Origin of the sequence: Amantichitinum ursilacus (genome assembly GCF_001294205.1) — a bacterium.
In the GTDB taxonomy this organism is placed as follows: Bacteria; Pseudomonadota; Gammaproteobacteria; order Burkholderiales; family Chitinibacteraceae; genus Amantichitinum; species Amantichitinum ursilacus.
The window spans coordinates 28,370-49,253 of sequence record NZ_LAQT01000038.1 but is presented as its reverse complement, the minus strand read 5'-3'; the positions used below and the strand labels follow the sequence as shown (position 1 = coordinate 49,253).

The 20,884-nt window shown below is 60.2% G+C and carries 24 protein-coding genes; 7 read left to right on the top strand and 17 right to left on the bottom strand.

The window, feature by feature from the left end; all coding sequences use genetic code 11:
• Position 1 precedes the first annotated feature (1 nt).
• The 10 genes from WG78_RS21190 to WG78_RS21145 form a co-directional block, all read right to left on the bottom strand.
• Positions 2-1,024 carry a hypothetical protein gene (locus WG78_RS21190; protein WP_053939846.1) on the bottom strand — a complete coding sequence of 341 codons (1,023 nt, stop codon included), beginning with the start codon at positions 1,022-1,024 and terminating at the stop codon, positions 2-4.
• Between the two features lie 36 nt (positions 1,025-1,060).
• Positions 1,061-1,630 carry a LemA family protein gene (locus WG78_RS21185; protein WP_053939845.1) on the bottom strand — a complete coding sequence of 190 codons (570 nt, stop codon included), beginning with the start codon at positions 1,628-1,630 and terminating at the stop codon, positions 1,061-1,063.
• Positions 1,631-1,803: 173 nt separating this feature from the next.
• Positions 1,804-2,871 (bottom strand): histidinol-phosphate transaminase, encoded by a 1,068-nt coding sequence (hisC, locus tag WG78_RS21180; RefSeq protein WP_053939844.1) that lies wholly within the window; start codon positions 2,869-2,871, stop codon positions 1,804-1,806.
• 177 nt (positions 2,872-3,048) lie between these two features.
• Entirely contained in the window at positions 3,049-3,429 is a 381-nt protein-coding gene (locus WG78_RS21175) for a DUF2237 family protein (RefSeq protein WP_053939843.1), read from the bottom strand.
• A 2-nt stretch (positions 3,430-3,431) separates the two neighbouring features.
• Positions 3,432-4,211, bottom strand: coding sequence for an MBL fold metallo-hydrolase (locus WG78_RS21170; protein WP_201782515.1), 780 nt, complete (start codon positions 4,209-4,211; stop codon positions 3,432-3,434).
• Complete coding sequence (locus WG78_RS21165; protein WP_053939842.1) at positions 4,208-4,984, bottom strand: TatD family hydrolase; 777 nt, start codon at positions 4,982-4,984, stop codon at positions 4,208-4,210. Before WG78_RS21165 ends, WG78_RS21170 begins: the two co-directional genes overlap by 4 nt.
• 108 nt (positions 4,985-5,092) lie before the next feature.
• Positions 5,093-5,461 (bottom strand): PilZ domain-containing protein, encoded by a 369-nt coding sequence (locus tag WG78_RS21160; RefSeq protein WP_053939841.1) that lies wholly within the window; start codon positions 5,459-5,461, stop codon positions 5,093-5,095.
• Positions 5,462-5,470: 9 nt separating this feature from the next.
• Positions 5,471-6,487 carry a DNA polymerase III subunit delta' gene (holB, locus tag WG78_RS21155; RefSeq protein WP_053939840.1) on the bottom strand — a complete coding sequence of 339 codons (1,017 nt, stop codon included), beginning with the start codon at positions 6,485-6,487 and terminating at the stop codon, positions 5,471-5,473.
• The gene (gene tmk, locus WG78_RS21150) at positions 6,481-7,140 is read right to left on the bottom strand and encodes a dTMP kinase (protein ID WP_053939839.1); all 660 of its coding nucleotides are present in this window, start codon (positions 7,138-7,140) and stop codon (positions 6,481-6,483) included. Before tmk ends, holB begins: the two co-directional genes overlap by 7 nt.
• Positions 7,141-7,219: 79 nt before the next feature.
• Positions 7,220-7,657 (bottom strand): PilZ domain-containing protein, encoded by a 438-nt coding sequence (locus WG78_RS21145; protein ID WP_053939838.1) that lies wholly within the window; start codon positions 7,655-7,657, stop codon positions 7,220-7,222.
• Between the two features lie 209 nt (positions 7,658-7,866).
• On the opposite strand from WG78_RS21145, the gene WG78_RS21140 reads away from it, so the two are divergent.
• Positions 7,867-8,664, top strand: coding sequence for a DODA-type extradiol aromatic ring-opening family dioxygenase (locus WG78_RS21140; protein ID WP_053939837.1), 798 nt, complete (start codon positions 7,867-7,869; stop codon positions 8,662-8,664).
• A 25-nt stretch (positions 8,665-8,689) separates the two neighbouring features.
• Here WG78_RS21140 and WG78_RS21135 read toward each other — a convergent pair whose 3' ends face one another.
• The 4 genes from WG78_RS21135 to WG78_RS21120 form a co-directional block, all read right to left on the bottom strand.
• Positions 8,690-9,214: a lipocalin family protein gene (locus tag WG78_RS21135; protein ID WP_053939836.1), complete on the bottom strand. Its 525-nt coding sequence runs from the start codon at positions 9,212-9,214 to the stop codon at positions 8,690-8,692.
• Positions 9,215-9,232: 18 nt separating this feature from the next.
• Positions 9,233-9,712: a response regulator gene (locus tag WG78_RS21130; protein WP_053939835.1), complete on the bottom strand. Its 480-nt coding sequence runs from the start codon at positions 9,710-9,712 to the stop codon at positions 9,233-9,235.
• 269 nt (positions 9,713-9,981) lie between these two features.
• Entirely contained in the window at positions 9,982-10,809 is an 828-nt protein-coding gene (locus WG78_RS21125) for a DUF4397 domain-containing protein (RefSeq protein WP_053939834.1), read from the bottom strand.
• A gap of 167 nt (positions 10,810-10,976) precedes the next feature.
• The gene (locus WG78_RS21120) at positions 10,977-11,231 is read right to left on the bottom strand and encodes a hypothetical protein (protein WP_053939833.1); all 255 of its coding nucleotides are present in this window, start codon (positions 11,229-11,231) and stop codon (positions 10,977-10,979) included.
• Between WG78_RS21120 and WG78_RS21115 the strand changes: the two genes are divergently transcribed.
• The 6 genes from WG78_RS21115 (at position 11,230) to WG78_RS21090 (ending at position 16,579) form a co-directional block, all read left to right on the top strand.
• Positions 11,230-12,135 carry a DNA/RNA non-specific endonuclease gene (locus WG78_RS21115; RefSeq protein WP_053939832.1) on the top strand — a complete coding sequence of 302 codons (906 nt, stop codon included), beginning with the start codon at positions 11,230-11,232 and terminating at the stop codon, positions 12,133-12,135. The genes WG78_RS21120 and WG78_RS21115 overlap by 2 nt on opposite strands.
• A gap of 20 nt (positions 12,136-12,155) precedes the next feature.
• Positions 12,156-12,404, top strand: coding sequence for a hypothetical protein (locus tag WG78_RS21110; RefSeq protein WP_053939831.1), 249 nt, complete (start codon positions 12,156-12,158; stop codon positions 12,402-12,404).
• A 134-nt stretch (positions 12,405-12,538) separates the two neighbouring features.
• Positions 12,539-13,723, top strand: coding sequence for a DUF2252 family protein (locus WG78_RS21105; RefSeq protein ID WP_053939830.1), 1,185 nt, complete (start codon positions 12,539-12,541; stop codon positions 13,721-13,723).
• Positions 13,724-13,983: 260 nt separating this feature from the next.
• Positions 13,984-14,991, top strand: coding sequence for a methionine ABC transporter ATP-binding protein (locus WG78_RS23440; RefSeq protein ID WP_053939829.1), 1,008 nt, complete (start codon positions 13,984-13,986; stop codon positions 14,989-14,991).
• Positions 14,988-15,653, top strand: a complete 666-nt coding sequence (locus WG78_RS21095; RefSeq protein ID WP_053939828.1) for a methionine ABC transporter permease — start codon at positions 14,988-14,990, stop codon at positions 15,651-15,653. Before WG78_RS23440 ends, WG78_RS21095 begins: the two co-directional genes overlap by 4 nt.
• Before the next feature lie 152 nt (positions 15,654-15,805).
• Positions 15,806-16,579 carry a MetQ/NlpA family ABC transporter substrate-binding protein gene (locus WG78_RS21090; protein WP_053939827.1) on the top strand — a complete coding sequence of 258 codons (774 nt, stop codon included), beginning with the start codon at positions 15,806-15,808 and terminating at the stop codon, positions 16,577-16,579.
• A 1,059-nt stretch (positions 16,580-17,638) separates the two neighbouring features.
• On the opposite strand, the gene WG78_RS21085 is transcribed toward WG78_RS21090, so the two are convergent.
• From WG78_RS21085 to WG78_RS21075, 3 genes are all read right to left on the bottom strand, one after another.
• On the bottom strand, positions 17,639-18,973 hold the full coding sequence (locus tag WG78_RS21085) for a phospholipase A (RefSeq protein ID WP_152969343.1): 1,335 nt from the start codon (positions 18,971-18,973) through the stop codon (positions 17,639-17,641).
• A gap of 70 nt (positions 18,974-19,043) precedes the next feature.
• On the bottom strand, positions 19,044-20,276 hold the full coding sequence (locus WG78_RS21080; protein ID WP_053939825.1) for a hybrid sensor histidine kinase/response regulator: 1,233 nt from the start codon (positions 20,274-20,276) through the stop codon (positions 19,044-19,046).
• Positions 20,263-20,883 (bottom strand): chemotaxis protein CheB, encoded by a 621-nt coding sequence (locus tag WG78_RS21075; RefSeq protein WP_053939824.1) that lies wholly within the window; start codon positions 20,881-20,883, stop codon positions 20,263-20,265. Before WG78_RS21075 ends, WG78_RS21080 begins: the two co-directional genes overlap by 14 nt.
• Position 20,884: the final 1 nt, after the last annotated feature.

Below are 20,884 nucleotides of genomic sequence, written 5' to 3'. Positions count from 1 at the left end.
TTTAGCTGATTTGCGTGGCGGTCCGCGCCGCATCAATCTGGCCGTATTGCGCGGCCGGGTGGTGCCAGCCGGCGGGCAGGCGTTCGGGATGGCGCGTAACAAACAGCAAGCCGTGCAGACACAACGCCGCCACGGCCAGATGCACCCACGCCTGCCAGCGATAACGCCGCGTGTTTTCGTCCGCCGCGCCGATGGCCACCATAAACGGGCGGCCATCGCGCGGTTTGCGCATTACGTGCGCGGGCAGTGCGGCGTTGGCTTCGCTCAGTTCGGCCAGTACTTCTTGTTCGGCAGAAGCACGCGCGTGTTCCCATTCGCTGGCGTCGATGCGGCCGTCGCCATTGCGGTCGAAGCGCGCCAGCAGCGTGATCTGGTCGCGTTTCATTTCGTTCAGCTTTTGCGCAAGCGCGGTTTTGATATCGATATGCGCATCTCGCACCGACACAAATTCGCCCACCACATACAAGGGATCGCCCTCGTAAATCATCCAGGCGGTGTAGCGGTGGTATTGGTCTTCGCCGACTTCTTTCTCGGCGACATGGATATCCGCATCGTCGGGGTCGATAAAGCACTCGCCGGTGCCATCGTCGATCAGAAAGCCGCCATCGCTTTGCAGCGTGGTGGTCTGCCGGTATTGCTGTTCCGCATTGGCGTAGCGATTGCGCTCTTCCACAATCACGCGATACCACAGGCAGCGCATTTCCAGCCCGGGGCAGATCAGCATGCCGTTTTCGACGGCACGGGCAGTGCCGGTCAGGGCCATCTGGCCTTGCGCGGCCGAGGCGATGCGGCCCACCGGCGTGTTGCCCATCGCCTGATAGCGGCGTCGGTTGCTGATCCATGCCAGCACGGCCAGCGCCGCCATCAGCATCAGCACGCCCTGCAAGCGCTTGACGTTCATGCCTTGCAACCCGAACACCAACAAGCCCAGTTGCACCACCAGCAAGTGCAGGCCTTCAAACCATTTGCGCCATTGGCCGGGCGTGGTCAGATCAACGTCAAGCAGGTCGTCAAGCCAGTTCATGAGCGGGCGATGGTTTTGTTTTAGAGAGTGCGGCGTTCAGTGCGCAAACAGGCCAGCGATGCTGACATCCTGTTTTTGCTGCGCATCAAATTCCAGCAACGGCGCCTGGCCGAAATGAAACATATTGGCCAGGATGACGGTGGGAAATTGCTCGACGCGCACGTTATTCAGATTGACCGAATCGTTGTAATACTCGCGCCGGTCGGAGATATCGTTTTCCAGTTGCGTAATGCGGCCCAGCAGATGCTGAAACTGCATGCTGGCGCGCAGTTCCGGGTACGCCTCCACCGTGGCGTACAGATGCGCCATCTGCTTGCGCAGTTCTTGCTCGGCGCGGCCCAGTGCGGGCAGATTGCGCGCCTCGCGCGCTTGCGCCACGCCGCTGCGCGCCAGCATTACGCGCTCCAGCGTATCGCTCTCAAACTGCATATGTTGTTTGCAGGTGTCCACCAGCTTGGGTAGCTCGTCGTGGCGTTGCTTCAGCAGCACATCGATGTTGGACCACGCGCGCGCGACATTGTGTTTTAGCTGCACCAAGCCGTTGTACATCATCACGAACCAGATCACCGCCAGCGCGATCAGCGCCAGAAAAATGATAAATGGCATAAATGATTTCCCCTAGGACAAGTCCGGACGCAGACATTAGTCCTGCACGGGCTGCGCTGCAAGGCGGGCACTCAAAAGTGTGGCAAGAAATGACAACGCCCCGCGTCAAGCTGACAGGGGGCGTTGTGGCGTGGGGCGCGGCCGGGCGCCCACCGATGATCAGACCGCGCGGCTCAAGCGGCTTGCGGCACCAGTTCTTGCAAGGCGCAGACCAGTGCCGCGCATTCCTCGGCCGTGCCGATGCTGATACGCAAATACTGGTCGATGCGTGGCTTTTTAAAATGCCGGACCAGAATCGCGCGTTCTCGTAATGCTTGGGCCAGCGTGGCCGCATCGTGCTCAGGGTGGCGCGCAAAGATAAAGTTGGCGGCCGACGGCAACACGGCAAAGCCCAGCGCCGTCATTGAGGCCACCAGCGTTTCGCGGTTGGCGATTACGCTCTGGCAGGTGTGCTGGAACCACGCTTCATCTTCAATGGCCGCCACCGCGCCAGCCAGCGCAATGCGGTCGAGCGGGTAGGAATTAAAACTGTTCTTCACCCGCTCCAGCCCTTCGATCAGATCGACATGGCCCATGGCATAACCAATGCGCAAACCGGCCAGCGAGCGCGATTTGGACAGCGTGTGCACCACCAGCAGGTTGGGGTAGCGGTCGATCAGCGTGACGGCCGATTCGCCGCCGAAATCGATATAGGCTTCATCCACCAGCACCACTTGCTCGGGATGGCGTTGCAGCAGCGTTTCAATCTGGCTGAGCGGCAGCGGCGTGCCGGTGGGCGCGTTGGGGTTGGCGATGATAATGGCGCCGCCGGGCTGGTCATAGTCATCGATATTGATGCCCATATTGGCGTCCAGCGGAATCAGCGTGTGCGGCACCTGATACAGGCTGCAATAAGTGGGATAAAAACTGTAGGTGATGTCGGCCACCAGCAGCGGTTGTTCGTGCTTGAGCAAGGCATGGAACGCGTGCGCCAACACTTCGTCCGAGCCATTGCCGACAAACACTTGCGCCGGGGTCAGGCCATAGCGCGTGGCTACGGCGTGCTTGAGCTTGTCGCCGGACGGGTCCGGGTACAAACGCAGATTGTCGTTAATCTCCGCCTGCATGGCGGCCAACGCTTTCGGCGACGGGCCGAACGGATTTTCGTTGGTGTTCAGCTTGATCAGATTAGTGATTTTAGGTTGCTCACCTGGCACATACGGGGTGAGTTCGCTAACGATGGGGCTCCAGAATTTGCTCATGATGGGGTCGATCTGACAGTGTTGGCGGACGGTTATGCTAACACGATGCCGCAGTGCGGCGACCGCTGCAGCCTGGGCTGTTTTGGCGCAGCGCAGTCGGCTGACTGGCCTGATCGATTACCGCAGCCTGCCGACCGGCCCGATTGATCATCGCGGTCTGTCGACCGGCCTGATTGATTACCGCGGTCTGTCGACCGCGTGGGCCACCAGCGTTTCCAGAGACACATCGTCCAGAATCGATTCATTGGTCGACGCCAGCACAATGCCGGGCGCAGCGCCCGCCACCAGCGCTTCCACCCAGCGCGGCGCACACAAGCACCAGCGGTCACCGGGCTTGAGGCCGGCAAAGCCCCATTCCGGCCGTGGCGTGGACAAGTCATTGCCGCGTTGCCTGGAAAACTTGAGGAAATCGGCCGTCATCTCGGCGCACACCGTGTGCTGGCCCTGGTCTTCGGGATGCTGGCTGCAGCAGCCGTCGCGCATAAAGCCGGTCAGCGGGTCCATGCTGCAGGCAATTAGCGGTTGCCCCAGCACGTTAAGGTCGGTGGGATGTGGCATGGTCAATGCTCCGCCACGACCTGCATCCCGTCATAGCCAACCTCGATGCCGGCGGGCATGCGGGCCGACAAGGCGTGATATTCCAGCTCGTGGGTCATGTGAATAAAAATGGTACGACGTGCGCCGATGCGCGCTGCCGCGTCCAGCGCCTGATCGACGCCAAAATGCGTGGGGTGCGGCACCGGCCGCAAGCAATCCAGAAACAACACGTCCAGCCCGTGCAGGCGCGCGTAAGTCTCGTCCGGAATATGCGATACGTCGGTCACATAGGCGACATTGCCAATGCGAAAACCCAGGATGGGCCATTTGCCATGCATGATCGGCAGCGGAATGATCTCGGTGTCGCCGATGCAAAACGGCTGGTCATCAATCTCATGCAGCGTCAGTACCGGTTTGTCCCAGTACTGGCCCGGCGGCAGCAGCGTATAGCTAAAGCGGCTTTTGATATGTTCGGCCATCAGCGTATTGCCGTAGACCGGAATCGCTTGTTTGTTCAGCCAGCAAAACGCGCGCAGGTCATCGATGCCATGCAGATGGTCGGCGTGCGGATGCGTGTACAGCACGGCGTCGATATGCAGCAGTTGCTCACGCAATACTTGCTGGCGCAGATCGGGGCCGGTGTCGATCAGCAGCGTCAAGCCATTGACCTTGATGACGGCGCTGGCGCGGGTGCGTCGGTTGCGCGGATCGTCCGAGGTGCAGGTGGGGCACTGGCAACCCAGCGCGGGCGAACCGCCGCTGCTGCCCACGCCCAACAGCGTGATCGTCGCGCCCGCACTCACTGCATGGCTCCGGCTTTGTTAAACAGTTTGAAGAAATTGGCGGTGGTGGCGGCGGCGATTTTCTCTACCGGCTCGTTGCGCAAGTCGGCGATATGTTCGGCCACATGGCGCACCCAGGCGGGCTGGTTCATTTTGCCGCGATACGGCATCGGTGCCAGATACGGCGAATCGGTTTCGATCAGCATGCGATCCAGCGGCACGCGTTGCGCCACGTCTTTCAGCTCCACCGCCTTTTTGAACGTAACGATGCCGCTGAACGAGATATAAAAATTGAGCTCCATCGCCGCCTGCGCGACGTCCCAGCTTTCGGTAAAGCAATGCAGCACGCCACCAAATTCATCGGCGCCTTCTTCTTTCATGATGCGTATGGTGTCTTCGGCGGCCGAGCGCGTATGCACAATCAACGGCAGGCCGGTTTGCCGTGCGGCGCGGATATGGTTGCGAAAGCGCTGGCGTTGCCATTCCAGATCGCCAGTCAGGCGGTAATAGTCGAGCCCGGTTTCGCCTATCGCCACCACTTTGGGTTGCGCCGCCAGTTGCACCAGCTGTTCCACCGTCGGCTCTTCGGTGTCTTCGTAATCGGGATGCACGCCGACCGAGGCAAACAGATGCGGCTGGCTTTGCGCCAACGCCAGCACGCTGGGCAGCTCGGGCAGGTTAACCGCCACGCAGAGCGCATGGCTGACCTTGTTGTCGGCCATCGCGGCCAGATGTTGCGGCAGGTTTTCGACCAGCTCCGGAAAATTGAGATGGCAGTGGGAATCTACAAACATGGCGGCAGGCGGGTCCGGTCAGTAAAAAGACAAAGGCCGCATGCAGCGGCCTTGTCATTGTAATTCAAACAGATGGCGGTTCGATGCAGGCAATGCGCCTGCGCCGTCTTACATCGTGTGGGTGGTGCGCGCCGATTGCAGATAGCCGCCCAACAGCGCTTCGATCTTGCTGCGCGCCTGGCTGCCGGCTTCGTTGCTGGAAAACTGCACGCCGATGCCTTGCTGGTGATTGTTATGCGCGCCCTGCGGGGTCAGCCAGATCACGTGGCCCGACACGGCAATCTTGGCCGGATCATCCAGCAGCGATAGCAGCATGAACACTTCATCGCCCAGCCGGTACGGTTTATTGGTGGGGATGAAGATCCCGCCGCCTTTTACAAAGGGCATATACGACGCATACAGCGCCGCTTTCTCTTTGATATTGAGCGACAGCACGCCGGGGCGCGTGGTGCCGGTACGGGCGGGTTGTTCTGCCATGTCAGCGTTTTATCCTGTCAACTTGCCGCGCAGGGCCGCAAGGTAATCAAACAGCAATGCTTCAAAAACCAACCGCACATTCAGCGGATGCTGGGCCAGACGCTGCGCTTGCTGCAGACGCTCGACGTATTTGAGCATACGCGGCGCGCGGTTTGCCAGTTTGGCCAGCATTTCTTTACGGTCGGGATAATATCTAATCCGCCCGGTCAAGCCGAGGCCCACCAGATCATGGGTCCATTTTTGCAGCCAGTCGATCACGCGGGCGGGTTCGACCTTGCTTTTTTCAATTTCGGCCGCCAGCGCCAGTGGGTTGAGCGAGCCCGGCATGCTGATCTGTTCCAGCACACTGTTACGCAGCGGCAGCCATTCTGCACTGGCGTCGTCCAGCGCCGCCAGCGGCGCGCCGCCCGTGTGGGCCAGATGCAACTCGGGCTGCACCACGCCATGTTGCGCCAGCCACGCGCTGGCGCTGGCCAGATCGGGCGTCGCCAACGGCAATACGCGGCAGCGGCTGCGGATGGTGGGCAGCAAACGCCGCGCCGCATGCGCCACCAGAATAAACTGCGCGCCCGCAGGCGGTTCTTCCAGCGTCTTCAAAAACGCATTGGCCGACGCCACATTCATCGCCTCGGCCGGGTACACCACCGTCACGCGCGCGCCTTGCCGATGCGCCGACAAATTGACGAAATCGGCAAGATCACGCACGTCATCCACACCAATAATCGCAGACTTCTTTTTGGCTTTGCTGTCCTCAGCGTCTTCTTCCGGTTCATCGCCCGGCGCCAGCACGCGGTAATCAGGATGGTTGCCCTGCGCCAGCCAGCGACAGCCTTCGCATACGCCGCACGGCGCATCGGTTTTGGCCGGGTCTTCGCACAGATACCAAGCCGCCAGCCGTTCGGCAAAGCGGCGTTTGCCGATGCCGGGTTCGCCGGTCAGCAACAAGGCATGGGGCAGTCGTGCCGGGTCGCGCATCAATTGCGCCCAGTCGTTGTGCTGCCACGGGTACAGATCGTAATTCAGCATGCGGCGTGATCTCGCAGCCACACGCCCAGGCGCGTGTCGAGTTCTTGCTGGATGGCTTCGATGGGCCGCGCGGCGTCGATGACCTGAATCCGTGCCGGATCGGCTGCGGCGCGCGCCAGATAGGCATCGCGCACCCGGGCATGAAATGATTCGGCTTCGCGCTCAAAGCGATCGAGTTGTTCGCGGCTGGCGGCCATACGTGCCTGGCTGATGCCCAGCGGCACGTCAAACAGCAGCGTTAAATCGGGCTGCAGCATATGGCCCGGCTCACCCTGCACCCAGTGTTCCAGCGTGGCCAGACGTTGCACCGGTAAACCGCGGCCACCGCCTTGATAGGCGTAGCTGGCGTCGGTAAAGCGATCGCACAGCACCCATAGGCCACGCGCCAACGCGGGCTCGATCACTTGCACGATATGTTCGCGCCGACCGGCAAACATCAGCAGCGCTTCGGTCTCGATATCCATCGGATGGCTGAGCACCAGCGCGCGCAGTTGTTCGCCCAAGGGCGTGCCACCGGGTTCGCGCGTTTGCACAAAGTCGACGCCGTGTTGGCGCAACCAACCGGCAATCCACTGCAATTGCGTGCTTTTACCCGCGCCGTCGACCCCTTCTACGGTCACAAACCGGCCGCGGGCGCGCTTGGCTACCTGCATGAAATATCTTCCAGAAAATTTGCCCGCGATTGTCGCACGGCCACCGATGGGCTGAAAGCGCCCAGATGTCTTGCCCGCGCTAGTCCGGCCGCACTGCCACCGGCGCGGCCACGCGGCCCGCCAGCGTGTTCTTTAGCAACGCCTCGCCGTCACCTTTGAATTCGGTAAAGAACACGCCGGTTCTAAAGCCATCAAATTCGCTCGATAACACGGTGTACACCACGCGGCTTTTCACTTCGACGATGCGCGGGCGCATGCCCGCTGCGGGTGCGGGCACGCTAATCAGCACGGTCACACGGTCCGACACTGGCAGGCTGTAATCGCTGTGCAGGCTAAAGCCACCCATGCCGATATCAAACGCACGACCGCGAAAAGAAAGGTGGCTGTCTTTGTCTTGATACACGATGGCCACGCGCCAGTTGACCAGATAGCGCGCCTCATTGCGTTTGTTCGACCAGGCCGAATCAAGATAAGAACCTTGAAAATAGCTGTCGTAATTGGCATCGGGTTCGGACATAGGGCGGCTCGTAAGGCAACTTGCAGATTTTGCGATTATAGAGAGGCTGGGCGCGCGGCGTGGCGTTGTGTTGTAGCAGGCTGGCTACGACGAAGGGCGAATTGATGCGTAATCAGCAATAAACCATATCCGATATCGCGCTTTATTGTGCGGATTGCACGCGGCAAACTGGCAAGCATTCTCACCCCAATGTTGATCGGAGCCCGCTCATGTCCCGCATGCCCACCGTTTTTGTTTCGCATGGTTCGCCGATGCTGGCGCTGGGCGCTGGCGCAACGGGCGAGGCCTGGCAACAACTGGCCGCGCGCATTCCACGCCCGAGCGCCATCGTGATGGTATCGGCGCATTGGCACGAAGCCGATAGCGGCGTCACCGGCGCGGCTGAACTCGAAACCATTCATGATTTTTACGGCTTTCCGGCGCCGTTGTATGACGTCAAATATCCGGTGCCGGGCGCGCCACAACTGGCGCGCGCGATCGCCGACGGCTTTGCTGGCGCTGGCTTGCCGGTGACACTGGACCCGCGCCGTGGTGCGGATCATGGCGCATGGGTGCCTCTCAAATCGATGTACCCGCAAGGCGATATTCCGGTGATCCAGATGGCGCTGGATTTGCGCCGCAGCACCGAGTGGCATTTCCAGCTGGGCCAGGCGTTGTCGCAATTACGCGATGCCGGCGTGCTGATTATTGGCTCGGGCAGCATTACGCATAATCTGCGCGACATTGTGCCGGGTGTCAGCAGCGGCCCGCGTATTCCAGACTATGTGCCGGCGTTTATGGACTGGATGCATCAGCACGTCATCGCCAACGACGTGCCAGCGCTGATCGACTATCGCGCGCAAGCACCGGGCGCGGCGCGCGCGCATCCGTCGGAAGACCATTTGCTACCGTTGTATGTGGCGATGGGGGCGGGTGAGGGGGATCAAGCCGAGCGCGTGTATACCGCGATTACTGAAGGCTGTCTGGGTATGGATATTTACGCGTTTGGACAATTGGCCGCCGCGTAATCCAGCCCGGCCGTGCCGCAGTGGCTTACTGCGGGGCCGATTGCGGGGTGTAGACCAGCTTGTCCAGCGCAAAGCCCTGGGCGACGGCTGCATCCTGCGCCGCCTTCAGCTCTTCAGCGCTGAGCTTGGGTGCACGCGCCAATATCCACAGATATTCGTGATTGGGCGTGCCGACCACGGCCCAGCGATATTCCGGTTCCAGGCCGATCACCCAGTAATCACCCGAAAACGGCCAGAAGAAGGTGACTTTAAGCTGCGCATTGCCGCTATTGGGCACGCTGACGGCGGTACCTTTTGATTCATCAAAATTGCCGTCTTCTTTACGACATTTGTTGTCGACCGTGATCTTGCCGTCTTCGCCCACGCCATAAGTGGCCGTGGTGTCGGCCACGCATTTGCGTTGCCAGTACATCGGGTAATGCGCGATTTCGTACCACTTGCCCAGATAACGTTTGATATCCACTTGCGGCACGCTGTGCACGTCTTCCGCCCAGGCGGGGGTCACTTGTGTGGCGAAGGTGGCCAGCAGCAGGGCAATCAGTTTGCGCATCGGGCAAAAGCTCCGGGGTCAGGCGGGGTTGGCGTGGCGGCGGATCTGTTCGGTGATGGTGTCGATCGCCGGTTCAAACTGCAGCGATTTATCAAAATAGTAGTCTGCGCCCAGACGCGCCGCTTTTTTGCGATATGCGGCCTCGCCATGGTTGGTGAGCATGATACGCACCGGCGGCGCCAGCGACGAATTACGCGTGCGCAGATAATCCAGCACGTCAAAGCCGGTGCCTTCGCGCAATTCAATATCGATAATGGCGAGGTCAAAATGCACGCCTTCCAGCGCGTTGATGGCCTCTTCGGCTGAGGCCACCACGGCCACCAGCACGCGATCGCCCAGCTCTTCGCAGCTTTCCTGTACGGATTGCTGTAAAGCCGGCGAGTCTTCCACCAGCAATATCGATACTGGCTGTGCCACCGCAACGGATGGCGGCGCGTAATCCACTTGCGGTTGCACGCGGTATTCGCTCCGGGTCTGTAAAGCTTGTGTACTGATCATGATGGCAGCGCCCCTGCACGCCGGTGAAGCGACTCACAAAACAACGCTGGTCTATCGCCGCATCGGGGTCCGGATTCAGCCGGGCCAGCGGGGCGACATCCCAGCGCTGCTTGATGAAAATCTGGAATGATTCAGGGCTCTACTTTGCCGTGAATCCAACAAACCGACTGTCGGCGGCGTCTGATAGGCCTGTAAGCCGCGTATCGATTTGGCCGCCGGAAATAAAAACCGCGCCGAAGCGCGGTTTGGGTAACGGCATGTGGGCTGATTTACTGCGCGGAAGTCGCTGCAGTCAGTTCCATCCCGGCGTTGTTGGCGTTGTTGGCTTGTACCACCAGCACCTTCACCTGGTCCGGCACCACGGCGGCAATGCCTTGTTGCGGCAGCACCGTAATCAGCCAGTCAGCATTGTGGCTCAGGCTGGTCTGGGTGGAGGTAAACAGCGGCGTCTTCGAACCTGCGTCCGTGACCACCACCGTCACCTGGCCGCCATCGATATCAATCGAATCCTGGCCCGAAGCCGGTACCGCCGATTTGAACTGCACGGCGCTGAAGGTGGGCGTGGAGGTGCTCAGTTGCTGGCCAGCCTGCAACACATAGACATCAACATTGGGTGCGTTAAACGCAGCATTCAGCGAACGCACGCGCGATTTATCCGAGAACAAGCCTTTCTCATACGGATCATCAATCAATACGCCGTCATTGGTCGCGCCCGTGCCCGCAATATACGCCCAGGTATATTTGTGGCCGGTGGCGGCTTTAAAGGTGGAGCTGCTGGCGATGGTGGCATTGGTGCCGCTCAATGCTGCCGTGACGGTGGTATCGGAATCATCGATATCGATATAAGCGCCGGCATACAGGTAATCCATATTGCTGGCGAAAATTGCATTGTTTTTAAAGGTATCGATCTTGGCGCTATTCGGAAACGCATTAACGACGCGCAACGACGGCTTGCTGAGGCCCAGGCGGTCATCGACGCCATCATCGCCACCGCATGCACTCAGCGCGAGTGCCGAACCCAGCGTGGCCGCCAGCACCAGCGGTTTGATCCAGCGACGACCGGCCGCAAAAATGTTTTGATTGGAAGTGTTTGCCATGTTGATTCTCCGTGCACGCAAGGTATTTATCTGAAAGCGCGGTTGCGCTAGTGGTCGCCATATTGATTTCAAAATGTATATGGGCCTACCAGTGCGTTACGGAGTCCTGCGCAAGAAAGTCCCTACACGATTGTGGGAATTCGCCGTTTAAAACGGCGCTTTGTGTCTCACAATAAATGCGGACGTGCGCCGGTATATGCCAATTGAATAAAACCGCGCTGTTTTTTACAAAACGGATTTGTAAACATTGCGATTTTGTTGCAACGCTCATCGTAATCCTGCGCTAATTCGCAAATGAATTGATCACGCAGATCGCTAGGCACGCCCCTCAACTTCATAGACAGCAGCGATGTCACTTTGTAACCTTGCTGCGCGCAAGCCCACCCATCTGAAGAACCCTGCACAAGATCGTCCAGACCCATGAGAACACTTTTCCATCGCATCGCCGCGCCGCTGTTGGCCGCACTCTGCCTGAGCGCACCGCAGACCTGGGCGGCCGCCACGCAATGCCCGGCGATGTTTGCACAAGGCGCTGCGCCTGATGTGCTGCAAGCCAATATCGCGCAGAAAACCCGTCCGCTGTGCTTTGAGTCCTATTCGGTGCTGTATTCCGGCATCGCGCTGGCGCCGCTGTGGAGCGCCGAACATCTAACCCGCGCCAATCTGGTTAAAGCGCATGCGCTGACGCGGGTTGATCATTTTCATGAAGAGCCACTGCTGAAAGACATGCCGCACGCCACGCTGGCTGACTTTAGCCGCAGCGGTTTTGATCGCGGCCATATGAGCCCTAACGGCGACATGCCCGATACCACCGCGCAGTTCCAGAGTTTTTCGCTGGCCAATATGGTGGCGCAATCGCCGCCCAATAATCGGGGCGTGTGGGCCGGCATCGAAGCCGCCGCGCGTGATATTGCCAGCAAGGATGGCGAGGCTTATGTAGTTACCGGCCCCATCTTTGAAGGCAGTTCGCTGCAAAAGCTGAAAGGCCACGTGCTGGTGCCGACGTTTTTGTTCAAGGCCATCTATTCGCCGCAGCGCCAACTGGCGGGCGCATGGATCGTGCCCAACGCACCGGGCTCGGATTACAAGGTGGTCACGCTCGCGCAGCTGTCACAGCGCGCGCATATTGATCCGTTTCCCACGCTTGGCGCCGCCATCAAAGCCAAAGCATGGGCCTTGCCCGCACCGACCGAATCGCACCATGTCAGCGTGTCGAACGCCAAAACCAACAAGGTTCAGCCCGATCAATCCACCGATCAAAGCCTGACCGACTGGTTTCAGTACGAGCTGATGCGCATGCTCAAGCAGATCAACAAAGCGCTGTAATGCGCGACAGGAGCACAACCATGGCATTTGTCCCCTATGCCAATGAGGCCGATGCGCTGCAACTGGCCGAATTCAATATCGAAAACCGGCTGGACCGGGTGTCCTTGTTTGGTTCGCTGGATCTCACCCGCGACAAAGTGGGGTTGCAGCATGCGCTGCACTTGCAGGCGCTGCTTAATGACGTGGTCGCCGCCTTGCAAGCGGACAACGCGTTGCCCGAGCAAGTGGCGGTTGCCGATATCGAAACCGGGCCCAATCCGTTCGCGTAATGCGCCGGGGAGATCCGCGCATCGTTGCACACGTAATCGACCACCTACGGCAGATCGCGCTACGGCGCGGGCGGTGGCGGGCCGGGTAGGGCAGTAAGCTGCAGACATTCAATCCAGGATGTCACACAGCCGTCATGAAACTCCCTCGCCCCGCCGAACGCCACGCGCTGCTGATCCAGCGCCGCAATGAAAAGATGGCGCGCTCCGCCCACGCCTATGTGCGCGGCAATACCGTGCAGTTTTACGAATGGCTGCACAGCCAACGCGGCCGCCGCTTGCCCAAGGGCCCGCCCGTGTGGATTTGCGGCGACTGCCACGTGGGCAATCTGGGCCCCACCGGCGACAAGCATGGCCGCATCGCCATGCATATCCGCGATCTGGATCAAACCGTGATCGGCAACCCGGTGCACGATCTGGTGCGGCTAGCGCTGTCTCTGGCGATGGCCGCGCGCAGCTCCGATCTGCCGGGCGTCACCACCGCGCGCATGCTCGAAGAAATGATGCGCGGCTATGAATACGCATTTAGCGATGAAGCCGAAGACACGCCCGAACGCCCGCGCCAGGTGAAAGCCGGGCTGCGCGATGCGGTGCAACGCACGTGGAAAAATCTGGCGCAAGAACGTATCGAAGATGCCCGTCCCACTATTCCGCTGGGCCGTCACTTCTGGCCGCTGGCGCGCGACGAAAAAGCCGCCATTCGCAAGCTGTGCGAAACGCCGGAACTGCATGAACTGGTTACGGCGCTCAAATCGCGCCCCAATCATGCCTCAGTGGAAGTGCTGGATGCCGCGTATTGGGTTAAAGGCTGCAGTTCGCTGGGCCTGTTGCGCTACGCCGTATTGCTGGCGGTGGGCGGCGACAAGGACAAGGACTTTTGCCTGGTCGATATCAAACAAGCCATCGCCGCTGCCGCCCCGCGCGCATCGCGCGTGCATATGCCGCGCGACAACGCGCGCCGCGTAGTGGAAGGCGCGCGCAATCTGTCGCCCGCGCTGGGCAACCGCATGTTTGCCACCCGCTTTCTGGATCAGGGCGTGTTTGTGCGCGAACTGCTGCCGCAAGATTTAAAGCTGGAGCTGGATCAGCTTAACGAAGGCGAAGCGATGCGTGCCGCCGGTTACCTGGCGCAAGTGGTGGGCCAGGCGCACGCGCGGCAGATGGACGCCGCCACCCGTTTGCGCTGGCGCGCCGAGCTGCAGAAAGATCGCAGCAAAAGTTTTGAAGCGCCGTCCTGGTTATGGACCAGCGTGGTGCAACTGGTGGGCAGCCACGAACAAGGCTATCTGGAACATTGCCGCCGCTTTGCCATGGGGACGTGAAACAGCGCGCCAGGCCTTATGGCCCGCGCTACATAACCAATTCACATAATTTTATGAAAAGAAAGATTTGCCGGGTCTAAGCCCCCTCGGTAACAATGCCGGGTGCTGACCGAACGGCCAGCCGTCGCGTCGTGTCCGCATAAAAACTGGCTAGCAGTTGCTGATGCCCCCAACCGCGCACGCGGGCCTTTTCCACTACAGTGACAAGGCCCGCCGCGTTGTGCGTGGCGGTCTCTGCAGCAGACCCACAAGGTTACCGAGTGATTGAATTTATTGATGTCCACAAGTCGTTCAAGGTGGACGGGCGCGATATTCCCGCCCTTAACGGCATAGACCTCAAGATCGAGGCCGGCCAGATCTTTGGCATTATCGGCCATTCCGGCGCGGGCAAATCCACGCTGGTGCGCCATATCAACCTGCTGGAAAAGCCCACCCGCGGCCGCATCCTGATCGGCGGCGAAGACATCACCGCGCGTGATGCCGCCGGCCTGCGCGAAATGCGCCGTGGCATCGGCATGATTTTCCAGCACTTTAATTTGCTGTCGAGCAAGACCGTGGCCGAGAACATTGCGTTTCCGCTGCGCCTGGCGGGCACGCCCACCGCAAAAATCCATCAGCGCGTAAACGAACTGATTGCCCGCGTGGGCCTGGAAGAACACGCGCGCAAATATCCGGCGCAATTGTCGGGCGGGCAAAAGCAACGCGTCGGCATTGCGCGCGCCCTGGCCACCGGCCCGCGCATCTTGTTGTGCGACGAGGCGACCAGCGCGCTCGACCCACAAACCACGCAATCGGTGCTGCAATTGCTGGCCGAGATCAACCGCGAATTCAATCTGACCATCGTGGTGATTACGCACGAGATGGACGTGATCCGCCGCATCGGCGACCGCGTGGCGGTGCTGGATGCGGGCCGCGTGGTGGAAACCGGCCCGGTGGCGGACGTTTTTTTGCACCCCCAACACCAGACCACGCAACGCTTTGTGCGCGAAGCCGAAAACGTGGACGAGCAAGAAGAACACGCCGCGTTTGAACATGTGCCCGGCCGCATTATCCGGCTGACTTTCCGCGGCGAAAGCACCTACCAACCGGTGCTGGGCCAGGTGGCGCGTGAAACCGGCGTTGATTTCTCCATCCTGTCCGGTCGCATCGACCGCATCAAAGACACGCCGTACGGCCAGCTGACCCTGTCGCTGACTGACGGCCAGCCCGACGCCGCATTGCAACGCTTTGCCGCCGCGGGCCTGACCGTTGAGGTATTGCGCGCATGAACGAACTGTTTGTTAACGTCGACTGGAGCGACATCTGGCAAGCCACGCAAGACACCTTGCTGATGCTGGGCGGCTCGCTGCTGTTTACGCTGATCCTGGGCTTGCCGCTGGGCGTGCTGCTGTTTTTAACCGGACCACGCCAGTTGCTGGACCAACCGGCGGCGTATCGCGTCATCGCGTTGATCGTCAATGTGCTGCGTTCGATTCCGTTTGTGATTTTGCTGATCGTGCTGATCCCGTTTACCACCTGGCTGGTGGGCACGTCGCTGGGCGTGCTGGGCGCGATTCCGCCGCTGGTAATCGGCGCTGCGCCGTTCTTTGCCCGGCTGGTGGAAACCGCCTTGCGCGAAGTGGACCGCGGCATTATCGAAGCCACCCAGGCCATGGGCGCCAGCACGCGCCAGATTGTATTTGGTGCCCTGTTACCCGAGGCGCGCCCCGGCATTCTGGCTGGCGCCACCATCACCGCCATTACGCTGGTGTCTTATACCGCGATGTCGGGCTTGATCGGCGGCGGCGGCTTGGGCGATCTGGCCATCCGCTACGGCTATCAACGCTTTCAGACCGATGTGATGGTGGTGACCGTGCTGGTGCTGATTGTGCTGGTGCAGTTGCTGCAGATGATTGGCGACAAGCTGGTCCGCCATTTTTCGCGCCGCTGAGACCGCAATCACGATGAGCCCACGCGCCTGTATCCGCCGACTCTGGTTCAACTGTTGAACCGGGAATGACGCCCTCCACCCTGTTTAAAACTGCACCGCCGGCAATCTCGCCGAGTGGTGCGCTCCAACCCTGAAAAAGGAAACCGTAAATCATGAAAAAAGTGCTGACCCTGCTGGTCGCCGCGTTGGCGCTCAACGCCCACGCTGCCGAAAAACTGACCGTTGCCGCCACCGCCGTGCCGCACGCCGAAATCCTCGAATTTGTGAAGCCGGCCCTGGCCAAGCAAGGCGTGGACCTCGAAGTAAAAGTGTTCAGCGACTACGTGCAACCCAACATCCAGGTGGCGGAAAAGCGCATCGACGCCAACTTCTTCCAGCACAAGCCTTACCTGGCTGAGTTCAACAAAGGCAAGGGCACCAATCTGGTTCCCGTGGTCGGCGTGCACGTGGAGCCGTTTGGCGCGTATTCCACCAAAGTCAAAAAGCTGGCTGATCTGAAAGATGGCGCCACCGTCGCCATCCCCAACGACGCCACCAACGGCGGCCGCGCGCTGCTGCTGCTGGACAAGGCAGGCATCATCAAGCTGAAAGACGCCAACAACATCCTGGCCACCCCGAAAGACGTGGAAGGCAACCCGAAACACCTGCAGTTCAAACCGCTGGAAGCCGCCACGCTGCCGCGCGTGCTGAACGAAGTGGATCTGGCGCTGATCAACACCAACTACGCGCTGGCCGCCAAACTGAACCCGACCAAAGACGCCCTGGTGATCGAAGGCGCGCAATCGCCGTACGTGAACTACCTGGTGGCACGCCCGGATAACAAAGACAGCGACGCCATCAAAAAACTGGCCGCCGCACTGACCACCCCGGAAGTGAAGAAGTTTATCGAACAGAAATACCAGGGCGCGGTTGTACCCGCGTTCTAAGTCGTGATGCCGTTGCTTGACGGCTGCACTGGCTAAAAAACAGCCCCGGAATTGCGGCGATTAAATGCTGCGGTTTCGGGGCTGTTGTCGTTTGGGGCGGGGTGCCACGCCGGTCGCCACGGCATGGGGCATTCGATCCGGTTATAAATGTGCGCCGCGATCAATGCGCCTAAGACCGGTAGGCAGAGCAGGGCAGGGCGGCGGGGACTTTGAAGTTTGCGAAACGCTCGCACACCAAGCCAGGCGGGAAACCCCGCAAATGGCAGAAGTTCTGCCCGATGGCTTTGAATGGTGGGTCTTGACCCACCCTATGGGAGGCGGCGAGTGAAATTGAAAATCGAGACAGCGGCGGCCATGCGAAATTAACGCGTTAAGCAGGCGGTGCAGATGTTCACCGTCACCCGTCGCATCCACGCCCACCCGATGTTGCGCAGCAACGAGGCAGCAAGCTTGGCAAGCCCGCGAATGGTGGTGGTTCTTCTCAGCGGCTTTGGGTGGTGGGTCTAGACCCACCCTATGGGAAGTGGCGAATGCAATTGAAAATCGAGACAGCCGTGGCCATGCGAAATTAGCGCGTTAAGCAAGCGGTGCGGACGTTCACCGTCACCCGTCGCATCCACGCCCACCCGATGTTGCGCAGCAACGAGGCCAGCGATGGTGGCTATGCCACGCCATTTCCTGAGCGCGCGAAGGTAGGAGACCGGCTTTATGGGCTCCGACTGAGCGTCGCGTCCGCGGAGCGGCAGCTGGAGGCGTGGAAGTAACAGACGGTCCGTTTCGGCTTTTGACCTGCGGGGCCCCTGGCGAGCGAAGGATTCGCGAGTGGGGTCGCCTTTCTTTTGGTTACTTCTTCTTTGGCGAAGCAAAGTTGCACGATAAGTCTTCACTGAAAACCAACGTGCTCCCGGGCACCCCCGGGTATCAAAACATGCGCCGCAGGCACAAGCGGTTAACGGTTTATTCGGCACCAGCCGAACATCAAAACATGCGCCGCAGGCTCAAGCGGTTAAAGGTGAGCCCCGCCCAAGCAGGACCCCCCAAAAACGCGCCGCAGGCTACTTACCAAGCCCACCGCGTAATACTGTACCCAACCCGAACCTGATTGGTATGCGCGTTATACCCCTCCAGATCCTCGCCATAGCCCGTAAAGTAATCCGCAAACAAATACCCCCCCAACCCGCGCCAGATCCGCGCCACCGGGTAAGTCGCCTGGAATTCCGCGCTGCCGTAATCCGACTTGGTGCCCTTACGCAGCGTAGTCGCAAACTGCCAGCCGTTGGCATTGCCATAGCTCACGTTCAGATCCACATACCCGCGGTAATTGCGCATATCCGGGTTGTCGCTATCGATCGGATACCAGTACAACTTGGGCGCCACCACCCATTCGTTTTTGGTCGGATCGCCAAAGTGCAGGATGGGCTCCACGTACACGCTGTTAAAGCTGCGCGAACCCGGATCACCCTTGCCGTTGGATTCGTGGCGCAAGCCTGCTTCCAGACCCAGGCGGCGATACCAGCTGGACTGAATGCCGGTGTCCGGCACGTAGTAGAACAGGCTGGGCATATAGCTGCTGTCATCAAACGGATGCGATTTTTCCGACAGGTTCCAGAACGAGCGCTGGCTATAGGCAAAGTAAATGTTATCGAGGAACGAACGCGACGCCGGGTCGGCCGGCAGCATCAGCCGGTATTTAAAGCTGATCTGGAACTTGGCATTCCAGTCGCCATTTTTGCCCACCGCAAAGTACATCGGCTCATAGCCGGTCAGCCGGCTTTCGGTGCTGCGCAGCAACGCCGCGGTATCGGTATCCAGACCGCCGGGCGTGGCCACTTGCGCGGCGGCGACGGCGGCCGTGGCCGTGGTGGGTGCGGCAGCGCCGTATTGCACCAGGTTGTCGGTGGCCTTGGTATTGGCGGCGTCCGCTTGCGCGGCTTTCTCGGCCTCCACCTTGGCTTTCAGCGTGGCCTTGTCGCCCTGGTCAATGGCGATCAGCACCGGCGCGGTATCAAAGCCAATCACCTGCACGCGCACCGCGCCGCGCAAGGTGGTCGGCAGCGCGGTGGAATACGCCACGCGGCGGAATTCGCCCGGCTTCAGCGACACGTTGTCGCCGCTGTTACCCACGCGCGTCAGCGTAAACGGCGCCAGATTGGGAAAATCGGCGTTGCTGACGGTGGCCTGGATTTGCGGCGGGATGGCAACGGCAAGATTGGCTTGCGTCGGGTTATCAATCAGCAAGGTCAGGGTCAGCGGCGCGCCCGGCTGCACGCTGCTGGCCGGATGCAATACGTTGACTTCGGCCAGCGCGGGCAGGCTGATCAAGGCCAGTGCGCACGCCAGCGCACGCAAGTTAAATGGTCGTTTAAGCGGGTGGTGCAAGGTCGACGTCGGCATGGCTGGTAGTTCCGTGGTTTTTATGATGATTCTGTAAAAGCGCCCGCATGGATCTCAGGCGGGCGCTTGCTTAACACTGGCCGGGATCACCGGGTCGCAACGGCAGCTCAACAGTAAAGGTGGAGCCTTCGCCCAGGCGGCTTTGCAAGGTAATGCGGCCGCCTTGGGCTTCCACAATCTGGCCGACAATAAACAGGCCAAGCCCCAGACCGCCCATTTCGTTGAATTCCACCGCGCGTTCAAACAACTGGAAAATTCGCTGCTGGTTTTCTTCGGCAATACCAATGCCGTGATCTTTAACGCTGAACCAGGCTTTGCCATTGTCGGCGCGCACGGTAATGGCAATCGGGCGGTTGGCGCCGTAACGGATGGCGTTGGTAATCAGATTGGTCACCACCTGATCCAGCCGGTAGCGGTCCCATTCGCCGATCACCGGTTCGGGCGCATCCAGCGTGTAGCCTTTGTTTACCAGCGTCAGTTGTTCGTCAAAGCGGTCGACGATTTCGCGCACGTGTTCGGCCAGATCAAACTTCTCGGGCTTGAACGACAACTTGCCGCCGCGTATGCGCGAGATATCCAGCATGTCGTCAATCAGCCGCAACACGCCTTCGACGATGCGACCATCGGTCTCGACCATTTTTTCGATCTTGGCTTGGGCAAACGCGGCGGTATTGCCCTGACGCAGATGGCGTGCGCGCAGCTGGTTTTGCAACTTGAGCGAGGTCAGCGGCGTTTTCAGTTCATGCGAGGCAATCGACATGAAGTCATCGCGGATGCGTACCGCTTGTTGCAGTTCGCCCTGGGCCGCTTGCAGCTGGCACAGCAGTTTTTCCTGCTGCGCGCGGCTGGCCTGCAAGGCTTCCAGCTGGCGGCGCATGGCCAGCCGCTGCTGGTGCAATTCGATAAACACGTTGATCTTGGATTTGACCGCATGAATATCCAGCGGCTTGTGCAGAAAATCGACCGCGCCGGTTTCATAACCTTTAAACGCGTAGTTCATGCCTTTGTCGTTGGCGGTCACAAACACAATCGGGATGTGCTTGGATTTTTCGGTGCCGCGCATCAGTTCGGCCAGTTCAAAGCCGTTCATGCCGGGCATTTGCACATCAATCAGCGCCAGCGCGAAGTCGTGCTGCAGCACCAGTTCGAGGGCCTGCTCGCCCGAGCGCGCGCTGAAGATCTGTACATCGTCGCGCCGGATCAGCGCTTCCAGCGCCATCAGATTCTCTTGCAGATCGTCGACGATCAGCAGATTGGTGCGTTCCTGAATATCCAGCAACGCGGGTTGCTCATTGGGCGCCATGACGGCCTCCTGGTTGCAACGTCGCCAGCCACTGCCCGATGGCGGTGGCGGTCAAGATTTGAGCGGTGGGGACTGCGGCCAGGGCCGCTTCGGGCATGGTGGCCACCAGCGCGTCGGCCGGGTCTTGCACCACGGCGCTACCGCCGGCTTGCTGCACGCGCGCCAGTCCGGCCGCGCCGTCTTCATTGGCGCCGGTCAGCACCACGCCGATGGCTTTGCTGCCCAGCGCTTGCGCGGCCGAATCAAACAGCACATCGATGGCGGGGCGGCAAAACAGCACCGGATCATCCACAGACAACGCCAGCGTGCCATCGGTTTCGATCAACAAGTGATAGCCGGGCGGGGCAAAGTAGATCACGCCAGCCACCAACGGTTCTTTTTCGTCGGCTTCTTTGGTCAGCAGGCGCACGCGCGGGCTGAACACCTCGACCAGCAAGCTAGGTCCTTCAGACGGCTGGTGCAAAACCACCACCACCGCGGCCGGATAGTCGGCAGGCAATTGCGGCAGGATGCGGTTGAGCGCTTCCACGCCGCCCGCAGATGCGCCGATCAGCACCGTTAACGGCAGCGCATGCGTTTGCGGTTGGGCGGAACGGATCGTAGCCATG